Here is a 14,315-nt window from a genome sequence, read left to right on the forward strand (position 1 = left end):
CGTCGTCGCGGTGTCAATTGCCTTTCCCGCCCGAGCTGTCCGGGAACGGCTTGCCCCGGCGCTGGTACTTGATGACCGCATTGGTGTGCTCACGCAGGGACCGGCTGAAGTGGTGGGAACCGTCCTGTCTGGCCACGAAGTAGAACAGGTCGTGTTTTTCCGGGTTGGAAGCGGCTTGCAGTGCCGCCGCGCCGGGGGAGCAGATGGGGCCGGGGGGGAGCCCCGGGTGGACATAGGTGTTGTAGGGATTCTTGGGGTCCTGAAGATGGGAGCGGCGCAGATTGCCGTCGAAATCTTCACCCAGGCCGTAGATGATGGTCGGGTCGCATTGCAGGAGCATGCCGACACGCAGGCGGTTGGCATAGACTCCGGCCACGGTGCCACGCTCGGAGGGCACGGCCGTCTCCTTCTCCACCAGCGAGGCCAGGATGACCATGCGGTGCAGTTCTTCGGGGTCCCGCGCCTGCGGCAGATCCGCGACGGTGTCCTTGAATTGGCCCAGCAGGGCTTTCAGGATGGGGTAGGGATTCTTGTCCGGGATGCGCGGGAAAAAATAGGTTTCGGGGAAGAGATAGCCTTCGGCGTCTGTGGCGTTTATTCCCTGTGAAACAAGAAAGTCCCGGTCGCGGCAGGCCGCGAGGAACTTTTCGGTCGTGGTCAGCCCGGTCGCATTCACGGCCAGTGCCACTTCGCGCATGGTCAGCCCCTCGGGGAAGTGCAGACGGTAGAGGATGGGTTTGCCGGAGGCCAGGACTTCAAGGATCTGCCGTGGCGACATGCTCGCGGAGAGCTCGAATTCTCCGGCCTGCAAGGTGGCCTTGCGCAAACGTCCGTAGGTTCGGAAAGCCTCGCCCCAGCGTACAAGTCCTTCCCGTTCCAGTCGCGCGGAGACCGTGAACAGGTTTTCCCCCGGTTCCACATTGAAAATCACCGTGGCGTTCGCGGCCATGTCGAGCGGAGTCTCGATGAACTGCCGGGCCGCGAAGAGCGTGGCCCCGGCTGCGAGCAGCATGAGCGCGATTCCTGCCAGAAAGAGCTTCAGCCAAAGTTTCATGAATTCCCCAGATACGTTTCCAGAATGCAGACCGCGGCCATCTGATCGAGCATTTCCTTGTGCCTTCGTTCCGGCACGCCGGCTTCTCTGAGGCGTTGCCGGGCGTCAAAGGAGGTCAGGGCCTCGTTGACCAGATGGATGGGAATCTCGGTTCGCCTGGCCAGGCTGTCGCGAAAGTTCAGGACCTGGCGGGTGGTGAGGGTCTCGGCTCCGTTCATGTCAAGGGGCAGGCCCAGCACGATGGCCTCCACGCCTTCACTCTCGATGATGCCCATGAGGTCGGCAAAGAGCTTGTCGCGGGTGCTTTTTTCCACGGTTTTGAACGGAAAGGCCATGCCGTGCCGGGCCATGGCCAGTCCGATTCTCTTTTGGCCGTAATCGATGCCGAGTATCTTCATGGAATCCGCGTCAGCGTCTGCACGTCGTTCTGCGCTGAAGACTTGGCCAACAGCTTGTGGAAGTCCTTGCGCCAGGTGTCGCCGTGCCTGAGCCGGGCCAGGAATTCGAGCGTGTGCACGACATCGCGTTTCACGCCCATCTCAAGCAGGGTGCGGCTGATGCCGATCTTGCAGGACGGGCAGCCGACGACCACGGGGCTTTCGGCGGAGTAGCCCGTGAGGTCGGTGGCGAGCTGCTCCTTCTTGCGCAAGCGCAGACGGTTGTAGATCTTGGGCGAAGTCAGCGCGCCCAGGCCCGATTCGCCGCAGCAGTGGGGCGAAATGGCAACCTTGGAGCCGACCATCTTGCCCAGTTCCGACGCGTAGATTTCCCCGGCCTTGAGGGGAGAAACTCCCGTCCATTCGTGATGGCAGGCCGCATGGTAGAGAAGCTGCTCCGGTCCCTGCCCGAATTTGCCCTTGCCCTGCTGGATGATGAACTGGACCACGTCCTGAAATTCCACCTGCCTCGTTTCCAGGGATTTGAGCCGATAGTTGCGGATGCCTTCACGGCAGGTGCCGCACGAGGTCAGCACCGCCTTGATGACGAATCCAGCCGCCTCGGCCTGGCGGATCAGCCCTTCCATGACCTTTTGATTTTCCATGCCGATGCGCTCGAATTGATCCTTGCAGCCCGACGCCAGGAGCGGATACCCGCAGCACAGGTGGTCCGGCGGCAGGATCACGCTCACGCCCGCGTCAAGCAGCAGGCGCACCGCGGCCATGCCGATGGAGCGGTAGAAGAGCCCCGCGCCGCAGCCCGGAAAATAGATCACCGCGCGCTTGCTGCCGAGGTTCTCGGCGGTGATGATGTTGCCCCTGGCCAGGCCGAGACCTTCCTTGAGATTCCGGAACTGGGTGCTTGGGCCCTTGCCGCGCAGCAGCGGGCTGTCCAGGCGCTCTCGCCATTTGGCGGGCAACAGTCCGACGGCACGGTTGCCCATCTCCTGGCCTATGCCCGCGATCTTGGCCATCTTGGGCAGGGTGGTCTGCGGGTCCTGGCTCAAAAGGTTCAGGACCCGGTTTTTGAACGGGTGTCCGCCCGCGCCTTTTTCCTCAAGGTAGGCGCGCATCTGCAGGGTCACGTCCTGGGTGCGGATCTTCACCGGACAGATGGCGTAGCATTTGCCGCAGGCCGTGCAATGCTCAAGGATCTTGCGCAGTTCGCCCAGAAGGCGCGTCTCTGGTTCCCCGTTCTGCAACTGCGAGTAGTAGATGGCCTCCACCAGCGCGCCGAGAGTGATGTTCTTGTTGCGCGGATGAAAGAGCAGCCCCTTCTGGGGCAGGTACATGGGGCAGACCTGCTTGCATTTGCCGCAGCGGGTGCAGGTCTGGACGTTCAGGAGCAGGTTGATCAGGCTTTCCTTGCCCGGCAGCGCGGTCTTGTTGATGTCCTTTATCAGCCGGTTGAAGGAGAAGGTGTAGGGCACGACCACCAGGTCGCGCTGGGTCAGCTTGCCGGGGTTGAAGATGTTGTTGGGATCGACCTTTTTCTTGTAGGTCCGCAGCGCCGCGATCTTTTCCTCGGCCAGAAAGCCGATCTTGGTGATGCCGATGCCATGTTCTCCCGAGACCTGTCCCTTGAATTCGAGCACCTTGTGGAAAATCTTTTCCACCGCCTCTTCGGCCAGCCCGAGCATGCGCGGATCGTTGGAGTTGACCGGCAGGTTGACGTGGCAGTTGCCGTCGCCCGCGTGCATGTGATTGGCGATGACCACGCGGGTGGCCAGCATGTTGTCGAAGATCTTGGTCAGCTCTTCGTGCACCTTGGGGTACTTGGATTTCAAATGCTGGAAGAAGAAGGAGGTCTGAAGCTCCAGCTCCTGCTCGGGCAGACTCTCCTTGGTGGTTTTGCCCTTGATGATGGACGAGGCCACGTCCATCTCCATGCGGATGAACTCGTCGTCGACCTCGATGCCGGGCAGGAGCTGAACCTGTTGCAGGGCTTCGCGGTAGGCGATGGCCAGGTAATGGAGGTTCTGCTCCTCCAGGAAGTCCGCGAAATCCGGGATGACCTCAAGGGGGATGACGATATCCTCGTTGAGCTTGAATCCGCTGGTGCGTTTGGAGATGGCCGAAAGCTGATGACGGTCGTGCCAGAACACCTCCGCTTCATGGGCGTCGGCCGCGATGAAGCTGTCGACGTTGTCGTAGCGTTCGCAGATCTCGGTGATGCGGTGCACCGCATCGAGGACGGCCTCTTCATCCATGGAATCGAGCTGCACGATGAGGACCGAAATGGGGATACCGTCGAATTGCTGCGATTTTTTCGAATATTCGATGGCCTGGACGTACTTGATTCCAAACTCCTCCAGGGCCGAGAGCTTGACCAGGTCGCCCTGGGTGCGGATCTCGTCGCGCAGGGCCACGATGTCTTTTATGACGTACATGGCGTTGCGCATGGAATTTCCGTAGAATTCCAGGCACATGACTCGCGAGTGGGGCAGGATGGGGTACAGGGTGAAGGTGGCCTCGGTGATGATGCCGTCCACGCCTTCCTTCTGCACTCCGGGCAGGCCGCCCAGGAATTTGTTGGTCACGTCCTTGCCCAGCGCCGTGCCCCGGATCTCGTCGCCCTGCAGGGTGATGGTCTCGCGGCTGTTGCCGAATTCGTCCGTGATCTCGAACACTGCCGTGTCTTCCGGCATGATCTTGTGCCGGGGATGGTCCTTGCGGGTGATCTGGATCACGTCACCCGTGGGCAGGACCATCTTGTACGACAGCAGGTTATCGAGGGTGGTGCCGTATTCGAAGGCGAAGGGACCGCCGGCGTTCTCCGAGACGTTGCCGCCGATGGACGAGGCCGCCTTGGAGGCCGGGTCCACGGTCAGGAGCAGGCCCTTGGCGGCCGCCGCCTGGATGGCGGTCAGGGTGATGACTCCGGACTGCACGGTGATGGTCCGGGCCTGCACGTCGATGTCGAGGATGTCCTTGAAGCGGCTCAGGCTTAAAATCACGCTGCGCGGCTTGGCTGGCACGGCTCCGCCGGTCAGGCCGGACCCTCCGCCACGGGGCACGATGGGAAAGCCCATCTCGTTGGCGAGACGGATGATGCCCTGAATCTGGGTGGTGTTTTCCGGAAAGACGACCAGGGCGGGCAATTCCATGCGCAGGTCGGTGGCGTCGGTGGAGCACTCGATCAGGTTGTTCGAGGTCGAGACGATCTGCTCCTTGTTCATGATCGAGGACAGGCGCGAGATCAGCGTGGCCTTGAATTTCTGGTCGGCTTCGTAGCTCTGCCAGAAACGCTCAAGACAACCGGACAGCTCGCGGTAGTACTCCGGGGACAGGGCCGCGCGTTCGGCCTGCAACCGGGCGTTTACGCTCTGGCGAACATCCTTGGCCGGGATGAAGGGGTTGTAGCGGATGATGAAAAGTTCTTCGGCCAGATCCAGCGCCAGCTGCTGCAGGTATTCGGGCCAGGTCTGGAATTCTTCGAGCGGGAGGCCCAGAACGCGTTTGACCAGGCGTTCGGGAGCAAGGGAGATATGTGGTCCTTTTTGAGGCATGTCGGTTCCATATATAAGGCCGGCAGGCGGCCGCTGCGGTTTTTGGACGGGACGCGATAAGCGGGTTCGCGGTTAGGCAAACCCGTATTTTTAAACACAAGGCGAGGGGTTGGCAAGGCGCAAAAAGAGAGGGGCCGCCCGGCGACCGGCGCCGGGCGGGGAATTCGCTCAGAAGAGAGAGCCCTCGCACTCCATGCTGCGGGCATAGATGTGGTTCGGATCGGCAAAGCTTTCCAGAACCCGGGCCTGGGTCTCGACCATGTTCAGCAGTCTGGACACGGCCGGGGACTGTTGCGTGAAAAGGGCCTGGGCCGTCGAGAAAAAGGCCTGCAGGATCTTTTCGTGGGGAGAGGGCTCCCGGCGCAGTTCCTTGCTGTTGACCACGGTCAGTCCGGCCAGGCTGGCGGCGGTCTTCAGGGCGTCGTCCAGATCGCCGAGCTGATCGACCAGCCTGCGGTCATGGGCTTCGCGGCCCAGGAAGACCCGTCCCTGGGCCGAATTCTCGACTTCGGCCGCGGGCAGTCTGCGGCCGCTGGCCACGCGGTTTATGAAGAGGTCGTAGCCGAAACGCAGCAGTTGCCCGATGGCCCTCTCGCTTTGGGCGGACAGGGGCCGCAGGGGATTGCCCAGATCGGCAAGGGCGGTGGTTCCGATGCCGTCGGTGGTGATGCCAAGGTTCATGGCCGTGTCTTCGAAAGTGGGGAAGGCCGCGAAAATGCCTATGGAGCCGGTCAGGGTGGTCGGAGCGGCCACGATGCGGTTGGCGCCGGATGCGATCCAGTACGCTCCCGAGGCGGCCACGCTGCCCATGGATACCACGACGGGCTTGCCGGCCTCCTGGGTGCGGGCGATCTCGTGGTGGATTTCCTCGGAGGCGGCGGCGCTCCCGCCGGGGCTGTCCAGACGCAGGACCACGGCCAGAATGGCGGGATCCTGTCGCGCCTTCTGGAAAAGTTCGGCGATGGATTCGCTGCCGGTCATGTTTTCCGGCTGCTTGCCGGGCAGGATGGCTCCCCGGGCCCTGATGATGCCGATGACTTCCTTGCCTGAGGGCTCGGAGGAGGGCGACATGGCAAGGTAGTCCTGAAAGCCGACCCGGTGCAGGTCTTGGATTCTCTTTCCGGTCTTGCCGGCCAGCAACTGGTCGAACTGGGTGGAGGTCTTGATTTCGTCGACCAGTTGCGCATTCACTGCCAGGCGCGCGGCATCGCCGCCCGTCGCGGCAAGTCTGGTGTCGATGTTCTCCACGTAGGAGATGATGTCGGAAGGGGAGACGCCACGGTTCCTGGACGCCTCGTCAAGATAGGCCTGCCAGAGACCGTTCAGCCATTCCCGCCCGGACTCCCGGGCTTCTTCGGACATGGATTCGCGTACGAAGGGTTCCACGGCGGTCTTGTAGTCGCCAACGCGGAAGACGTGAAAATTGATGCGGGTCTTGTCCAGGAGGCCCTTGAAATAGGTCTGGTACATGCCGAATCCGGTGATCAGCACTCCGCCCAGCGGATTGACGGAGATCGTGTCGGCATAGGACGACAGCAGGTACTGGCCCTGGGTGTAGACCATGGAGTGCGCGAGCACGGGTTTTCCCGTCTCCTTGAAATCGAGGATGGCCTTGCCGATGTCGAGGATTTTGGTCGTGTCGCAGCCCTGCAGGTCCCGGGGGTCGATGACCAGGGCCAGAATTTTGGGATCCGTGGCGGCCTTGCGGATGGCGTCTATGACGTCCTGGGTTTTGGTCTCGTCTGCCTTGGCCGTCTCCCGGCCCATTTTCTTGAGCAGGGCCTCGGCCGCTTCCGGCGCGCTGCGCTGTTCGACCAGGGTTCCGGCCGGGTTGACCAGAAGGACCGAGTTCTGGCGCAACGCATCTTCCGTATCGGTAAAAAATACCCCGAGGAGGATGAAGACCACCACCAGAAAGAAAATGTTGGCGACGACGACTCTTGTGGTGCTCAGGACCTTCCACAGTATGCTCAGTATTGTTTTCATGCGGGCGAGTATTTCCACGGGATGCACTCCTGTTAGGGTTGCAGGACCAGTTGTCCGTAGGCTGCCTGGCCAAGTGAGATGCAGGCATCGTTGGGCGGCAGTTCGCGGTGGGTCAGGACGGTTGCCCCCTGCGCGGCCAGGGCCCTGGGAAGCTCGGTGGCCAGGGTCAGATTCTGCATGACCCCGCCGCTCAGGGCCACGGTGGTGCAGGAGCACCTCTCGGCCAGATGGAGGCAAAGCCTGCACAGTCCGTCAATGAGACCAAGATGAAAGCGCCTGCTTATTGTTGCCGGGCGTTCACCGTCGCGCCACTCGGCATGAACCTGCGCAAAAAGTTCAAGGGTATCAAGTTCCACGATCCCGTCATATTCGATTACGGGACACGAATAAACACCTTTTTCCTCTTTGTCCTGTATCGCTTCGAGCCTGATTGCCGCCTGCCCCTCGTAGGAGATACGTTCGCAAAGGCCGAGCATGGCCGACACTGCATCGAAAAGTCTTCCGCAGCTGGAGGAGAGCGGCGAATTGATGCGGCGCTCCAGCACCTGGGCGACGACCTTGTCGGCGGCGGCGTATTCCTGCAGCCAGGGCCAGGGCTTTTCGCCCGGAGCCTGGATGCCGAGGGCATGCAGGTGGGCCCGCGCCAGCCGCCAGGGTTCGCGCGTGGCCACATCCCCGCCGGGCAGCATGACCTGGGAAAAGCGCGCCAGACGCCTGTGTTCGAGTTTCGCCGTATCGACCAGCAGGGCCTCGCCGCCCCACATGGTGCCGTCGTCGCCAAGCCCGACTCCGTCCAGGGCCAGTCCGATGGCCGTCCCGATGTGCCGGTTTTCGGCCAGGACCGCGTGGATGTGCGCAAAATGATGCTGCAGGGGCAGGCAGGGCAGTCCGGACTCACGGGCGAAGCCGGTGCTTAGAAAATCCGGGTGCAGGTCGTGGACCACGGCCTGTGGTTCGACTTGCAGGATGTCCTGCAGGTGGGCGCGGATTTCCCGGAAGAAGCCGTAGGCTTCGAGGTGGTCCAGATCGCCGATGTGCTGGGAAACAAAAGCCTGCCGACCCTTGGTCAGGCACAGGGTGTTCTTGAGCAGGGGGCCGACGCCAAGCACCGTCGGGCCGTCCTTGGCCAGATCGATGGGTGCCGGGGTGTAGCCGCGCGCCCTGCGGATGAATTGGGGCTTTTCGTCCACCACCCGCAGCACCGAATCGTCGCAGCGGATCAGGATGTCGCGGTCGTGCAGCAGAAAATTGTCGGCGATGCCGGAAAGGCGTCGCAATGCCTCGCGATTGCCAAGGCAGATGGGGTCGGAACTCAGGTTTCCGGAGGTCATGACCAGGGCCGCCGGGAGAATCCCTGAGCGTTTGAGTTCATCGAAGAGCACATGGTGCAGGGGCGTGTAGGGCAGCATGACGCCCAGAAAGGCGGTGTCCGGGGACAGTCCGGGCGCGAGCCCCGAGTCCTTGCGGGCCCGGGCCAGGACGATGGGCCGCTGCCTGCCGGTCAGCAGTTCCCGTTCAGCCTCGGACAAAACGCAGAAGGACAGGGCCGCATCGAGGTCCGCGACCATGATCGCCAGGGGTTTGTCCTTGCGGTTCTTGCGGGTTCTGAGTTCCTGCACGGCCTCCTGGTCGCGGGCGTCGCAGACGAGGTGGAAACCGCCCAGGCCCTTCATGGCCAACAGTCTGCCCTCAAGCAGCAGGGCGGCGGTGCGGCGCACGGCTTCGTCGTTTTCGCACAGGGTCCGGCCCGTCCTGTCCGTCAGCCACAGTTTCGGGCCGCATTCGGGGCAGGCGTTGGGCTGGGCGTGGAAGCGCCGGTCCAGCGGGTTCTCGTATTCCTCCTGGCAGTCCGCACAGAGCGGGAAGCAGCTCATGGAGGTGCAGGCGCGATCGTAGGGGATGGAGCGGGTGATGGTGTAGCGCGGCCCGCAGTTGGTGCAGTTGGTGAACGCGTAGCGGTATCTGCGGTTGCCCGGGTCGCGCATGTCCGCGATGCAGTCGTCGCAGGTGGCCACGTCGGGGCTGATGAGCACCTGATGCCCGTGCCCGCCCGTACTTTTGAGGATTTGGAAGGCGTCCTCCCCGGGCAGCGGCGAGGTCACTTCCCGGTCCCAGGTCACGATGCGGGCCAGGGGGGGGATGGTGGCGGAGAAGGTGTCTTCGAAGGCCTCAAGCCGGTCCGGCGTGCCCTGAACCTCGATGAGCACTCCTTCGGGCGTGTTCAGGACCTGCCCCGTGACCTTGGCGTGCAGTGCCGCCTTGTAGACGAAGGGCCGAAAGCCCACACCCTGCACCCCTCCGGTGATGATCCATTTCCAGCGTTGCATGAGCATTTGAGATATCCGGTGTTGTGTCCTTTATTGAGATGAATAGAATCGGTTTGGTCAGCTTTTGCATCGAGCCAGCCACGCGCGCTTGACCAGGCTGCAAAAGAGGATGTCCGGCCGAAACGACTCCGGCTTGAGCGATGCCGGGAGGATGAAGTCCGCAGCGTCGAAATCCTCGGGTTTGTCCCCGGGAAAGCCCAGGGCCGCCGTGTCCGCGCCGGGCAGCCTTTCGCGCAGGCAATGGGCCCAGATGGGGAAAAATTCCGGCGGCGCGCCAAGGACCATGCCCGCCGCCGCATCCATGGCCACGGGACTGGCGCTCGCTCCGAGGAAGCCGAGCGGATAGGCCTCGCCTGAGATGGGTCCGGTGCGATGCATGGCCTGCACTCCGTCCATGAGGCTGACCGTGGGCGGCAGGACTTGCATGAGTCCGCAGATCATGGCCACGAAGCGGTCCTTTTTGTCGCCGTGCAGGGCGTGCAGCCAGGCCTTGCGCACCCCGGTCACGCATCCGAACAGGTTTTTGACCGCGCCGCTGAACCGCATCTGTGAATGGGCCTTGAATTTGGGGAGATTCAGGATCAGGTCGGCGTTTAGCGCCACAGACGAGACCTGGACCCGCACGGGTCCGCTCTTGACGCAAACGCCGCTGTTCAGGGTGACGACCTCAAGGCCAAGGGGGCGCAGCAGTTCGGTCAGCCCGATGCCATGGGCGATGGCCTGGGCGGTTCCGAATGCGGGTGAATCCCCGATGGTGACGCGCGCCCCGCGTTCAATGCAGTGCCTTGCGACGGCGGCGATGACCACGGGATGGGTGCAGCACGGGTGCGCCCCGCGCAGCGCCACGAAGTTGGGTTTGATGAGCAGCCGGGAGCCGGCGATGTCCGGGAGCACGTTGTCGAGCAGTTCCGGGATCATGCCTGCGGCATGGGCGTAGTCCGGCGTCTGCCTCAGGAAGACTTCAATCACCAAAGAACCGGTCCAGAGCCTTGGTGACGACGCGGACGTGGGCTTTTTCCTGCTCGGCGAGCATGAGGTAGGTCCGGACCGCTTCGCTGTCGCGGTCACGTTTGGCCAGACCCCGGTAGAGATCGTAGGCGTAGTACTCGATTTCGCAGGCCAGTTCCAGAAGTCGCAGCATTCGGTCTTCGGGATCCGTGCCCAGACGGGCCATCCAGGCCGAAATGGGCTTGCCGCCCTCCATGATCCGGCCGTCCAGGCGCTCGAACGTTTCCTCGAAGCCGTCGGTGATGGGTGTGGGGCTGTTTTTCTTCCAGTAGGTGAAGACGGCGCGGGCGTGGACCTCTTCCATGCCGCCAAGATCCTTGATCATGTCGCCGAGTTCCTTCCCCTTGTATTCCTGGGCGAGCTCGTTGTAGAAAAGCCAGGCTCCCTTTTCCATGTTCATGGCCCGGTAGAGGGTCTGGCTCAAGGCCATGTCCCGGGGGAAGAGCTCCAGATGCGGGATGTCTTTCAGGGCCTTGCCCTCCCAGCCGGCGATTCCGCCGACCAGATTGTAGAGCGCGCCCTGCCTTGGTCCGGCGTCCTTGATCAGGGCGGCGGCCACGGAGGATCTGCCGCCGGTGCGGCAGTAGAGGATCAGGTTTTTTTCCCCGTCCAGCTCCGTCATGCGGTTTTCGATCTCCGGCAGCGGGATGAGCTGGGCGCCTGGAATGTGGCTCTGGGCGAATTCTCCAGGCTGTCGGACATCGATCAGCAGATAGTCGCGCTCCCTGGTCTTGTTCTTGAGTTCTTCGAGTTCATCTGGAAAAATATCAATAACTTGTCTGCTCATCACCCTGCCTCTTTGTGTGCCTCGGTTGGCGTTAACCCTTCCTGTACGGCAAAGACATTCATAAATCCAGACCCCCTGGCCGGGCATGACCGGCAAGGGTCCGGCGACGGTCGCACACCCCGTTCCGCGTGGCAAGGGGCGCTGAAATTGCCATTTGATTTTGTCATCATCCAAGGTACATAAGCCGAGTTTTGGCGCGCATGCCCTCATTTCTTTTTTTTGGAGCAGAACATGATCATTCCAGTCATTCTTGCCGGCGGCTCCGGCACCAGGCTTTGGCCCCTATCGCGAAAACTGTACCCCAAGCAGCTGCTGCCGCTCATCGACGACCGGACCCTGGTCCAGAACACGCTGCTGCGCTTGCAGGGACTGGACGAGGTCGCACGGCCCATCATCATATGCAACGAAGAGCATCGCTTCATCATCGCCGAGCAGATGCGGGCCCTTGGCGTGTCGCCGGCGGCGATCATCCTTGAGCCCGTCGGCAGGAACACCGCCCCGGCCGTGGCCATCGCGGCCATGAAGGCCCTGGAGACCGACCCTGAGGCCGTGCTCCTCGTGCTTCCGGCGGATCACCTCATCGGAGAACCGGAGCGGTTTCACGAGGCCGTGCGCCAAGCCGCCGTGCATGCCGAAGCGGACCATCTGGTCACCTTCGGCATCGTCCCTTCGGCCCCGGAGACCGGGTACGGCTACATCCTCCAGGGACCGGCGCTTCCGGACTCCTCGGCCCGCGCCATCGAGCGTTTCGTGGAAAAGCCCGACCTGCCTACGGCGGAGAGCTATGTCGCCTCTGGGCAATATTTCTGGAATTCCGGCATGTTCGTGTTCCGCGCAAAGGCCGTGCTGTCCGAACTGGACCGCTTCGCACCGGCCATCGTGGAGTCCTGCCGCAAGGCTCTTGAGCTTGCCGGACAGGACCTGGACTTTCTGCGGCTGGACCGGGACGCCTTTGCCGCCTGTCCCGAGGATTCCGTGGATTACGCGGTCATGGAGCAGACGGACCGGGGGGTAATGGTCCCCCTGTCCTGCGGCTGGAACGATCTGGGTTCCTGGGACGCGCTGTGGCAGGCCGGGAGCAAGGACGAGAGCGGCAACGTGAGCAAGGGGGACGTGGTTCTCTGCGACGTCCATGACTCCTATCTGCACGCCGAGACACGCCTTCTGGCCGCCGTGGGCCTTGAGAACCACATCGTGGTCGAGACCTCCGACGCGGTCCTCATTTCGCCGCGTGACCGGGTGCAGGAAGTCAAGAAGATCGTGGACAAGCTCAAGGCCGAGAATCGCATCGAGGCCGTCTCCCACAAGAAGGTCTTCAGGCCCTGGGGGCATTACGAGTCCATCGGCGATGGCGTGCGTTATCAGGTCAAGCGCATCGTGGTCGCGCCGGGGCAGGTTTTGTCCCTGCAGAAGCATTTTCATCGCGCCGAGCACTGGGTGGTGGTCCAGGGCACGGCGCTGGTTACCCGGGACAGCGAGGAGATCCTGCTGCGCGAGAACGAGTCCGTATACCTGCCTCTTGGAGTGGTGCACCGCATGGCCAACCCCGGCAAGATTCCGCTTGAACTGATCGAGGTGCAGGTCGGGAGCTACCTTGGCGAGGACGATATCGTCCGCTTCGAGGACGTCTACGGCCGGTGAGGGGCGATAAAGGCCCGATTGCTGCGTCGCTGCGGGCAAAAGCTGAGCCTCATGTAGTCGGCTACACTTCGGCTCAGCTTTTACCCACGCTCCTTGCCCTCGAACCTTTCTCGCCCCTCACCGTGGCGTGCTGACGGTGTAAAAAAAAGTTTGGGATCGCCCCTCACCGTGGTGTGCTGACGGTGGAAAGAAAAAGTTTGGATCGCACTTTTCGCCGGGCAGGCGAGAAAGGCCCGATTGCTGCGTCGCTGCGGGCAAAAGCTATAGATTAATGTAGTAGGCGTTTCGAGGACGTCTACGGGCGCTAAAAGCGCCTTGAGGCTTTATTTCCGTAATTTTGCTTTCCCGTCTGTGCACGTGCCCAGGCGGGTTTTTTTTGTGGCGCCGGGGTGCGAAGGTTGGGCAATTTTTTGCTTGACGTGATCAAAACCTTGTTTCAAACGCCGTTTGAAACAAGGGGTGCCCATGACGATGCAGAAGGTGGCGGAGCGATTGCTGAAGGCCGCGCGGGGAGTTATAGACGGCCGTGGTTCGTGCCTCGGACAGGATGCCAGGGACCCGGCGGCGGACGTCCAGACGCGCCACCGGCTCCTGCTGGCGGGGCGGGAGGTGTTCGGGCGCAAGGGGGGCGGGGTCACGGTGCGGGAGATATGCCGCGCCGCCAATGCCAATGTCGCTGCCGTGAATTACCATTTCGGCAGCAAGGAGGAGCTCCTGGCGGAGGTCCTGCGCATCCTTCTGGACGAGCTTTTGGCCATATACCCCATGAATGGCGGGGTGTCCGACGATGCCCCTTCGGCCGAGCGGCTGCATGGTTTCGTGTTCGCGTTTCTGTGTCGCATCCTGTTTCCAGAGGGCCGTGAGGACGAGTGCATGCTCGGGCGGATGCTGTCCGAGGCCTTTGTCCATCCCATGCCGCCTTTCGAGGTTCACGCCCGGAAGCACAGGGAGGATGTCCGGAATTTTCTGGCGCCGCTGCTGCTCGATCTGGCCCGGGAAGGGGGCATGATCGCGGATGGCCGGGACGATATGCGCATCCAGATGATGGGGCGTTCCATCGTTGCCCAGATTCTTTTTTACAACACGAACAGGGACGCGCTCATGGCCCAGCGCGACGGCCTGCCTTTCACACCCGACGAGGTTTCGGAGGCGGCCCTGCACATCACCCGTTTTTCACTGGGTGGGATCACTCATATTTCGGAGCACATGAAATGAAAATGACCCGGGAAAAGAACCTGAATCCGTGAAAAAGTTGCATTGAATATACAGTTTTGAAACATTTTGCACTTGAAATAAATCAATGATATCGGTATATTGAACTTGCTTTTCCTGAATACGATTTTGCACCCATTGGGTGCGGCAGGAGTTTGCAATGCTCATCACCGATATCAAGCGAAACGAAGGAAACAACATTGGCCACGTCGGCCTGGCTCTGATCGGCGAGATGGCCAGGGTTTGCGGCCTGGATACACTGGTCGACCGTCTTGGGCCTGGAAAAGCTCCGCAGATCAAGGAGCGTGAAATTTTCCGCACATTGGTCGGCCTCATGTGCCAAGGCAAAACGGA

The 14,315-nt window shown here is 62.0% G+C and carries 10 protein-coding genes; 3 read left to right on the forward strand and 7 right to left on the reverse strand.

Translation table 11 applies throughout. The features are described from left to right. Nucleotides 1-13 precede the first annotated feature (13 nt). From mltG to H4684_RS12480, 7 genes are all read right to left on the reverse strand, one after another. Nucleotides 14-1,054, reverse strand: a complete 1,041-nt coding sequence (gene mltG / locus H4684_RS12450; protein ID WP_192623975.1) for an endolytic transglycosylase MltG — start codon at nucleotides 1,052-1,054, stop codon at nucleotides 14-16. Next, on the reverse strand, nucleotides 1,051-1,452 hold the full coding sequence (gene ruvX / locus H4684_RS12455; RefSeq protein WP_192623976.1) for a Holliday junction resolvase RuvX: 402 nt from the start codon (nucleotides 1,450-1,452) through the stop codon (nucleotides 1,051-1,053). The genes mltG and ruvX overlap by 4 nt, the downstream gene beginning before the upstream one ends. Then, complete coding sequence (locus tag H4684_RS12460; protein ID WP_092191051.1) at nucleotides 1,449-5,000, reverse strand: FAD-binding and (Fe-S)-binding domain-containing protein; 3,552 nt, start codon at nucleotides 4,998-5,000, stop codon at nucleotides 1,449-1,451. The genes ruvX and H4684_RS12460 overlap by 4 nt, the downstream gene beginning before the upstream one ends. Before the next feature lie 168 nt (nucleotides 5,001-5,168). Then, nucleotides 5,169-7,004 carry a signal peptide peptidase SppA gene (sppA, locus tag H4684_RS12465; RefSeq protein ID WP_192623977.1) on the reverse strand — a complete coding sequence of 612 codons (1,836 nt, stop codon included), beginning with the start codon at nucleotides 7,002-7,004 and terminating at the stop codon, nucleotides 5,169-5,171. A gap of 14 nt (nucleotides 7,005-7,018) precedes the next feature. Further along, entirely contained in the window at nucleotides 7,019-9,319 is a 2,301-nt protein-coding gene (hypF, locus tag H4684_RS12470; RefSeq protein ID WP_192623978.1) for a carbamoyltransferase HypF, read from the reverse strand. Between the two features lie 51 nt (nucleotides 9,320-9,370). Then, nucleotides 9,371-10,282, reverse strand: coding sequence for a DUF362 domain-containing protein (locus H4684_RS12475; protein ID WP_192623979.1), 912 nt, complete (start codon nucleotides 10,280-10,282; stop codon nucleotides 9,371-9,373). Continuing rightward, entirely contained in the window at nucleotides 10,275-11,108 is an 834-nt protein-coding gene (locus H4684_RS12480) for a rhodanese-like domain-containing protein (protein WP_192623980.1), read from the reverse strand. Before H4684_RS12480 ends, H4684_RS12475 begins: the two co-directional genes overlap by 8 nt. Nucleotides 11,109-11,339: 231 nt before the next feature. Here H4684_RS12480 and H4684_RS12485 point away from each other — a divergent pair, with 231 nt between their 5' ends. From H4684_RS12485 to H4684_RS12495, 3 genes are all read left to right on the forward strand, one after another. Beyond that, nucleotides 11,340-12,749: a mannose-1-phosphate guanylyltransferase/mannose-6-phosphate isomerase gene (locus tag H4684_RS12485; protein ID WP_192623981.1), complete on the forward strand. Its 1,410-nt coding sequence runs from the start codon at nucleotides 11,340-11,342 to the stop codon at nucleotides 12,747-12,749. Between the two features lie 465 nt (nucleotides 12,750-13,214). Then, the gene (locus H4684_RS12490; protein WP_192623982.1) at nucleotides 13,215-13,964 is read left to right on the forward strand and encodes a TetR/AcrR family transcriptional regulator; all 750 of its coding nucleotides are present in this window, start codon (nucleotides 13,215-13,217) and stop codon (nucleotides 13,962-13,964) included. A gap of 157 nt (nucleotides 13,965-14,121) precedes the next feature. Further along, the coding region (locus tag H4684_RS12495; RefSeq protein WP_192623983.1) for a hypothetical protein at nucleotides 14,122-14,315 on the forward strand (194 nt) is incomplete at its 3' end.

The sequence above is a fragment of the Desulfomicrobium macestii genome, assembly GCF_014873765.1.
GTDB lineage: Bacteria > Desulfobacterota > Desulfovibrionia > Desulfovibrionales > Desulfomicrobiaceae > Desulfomicrobium > Desulfomicrobium macestii.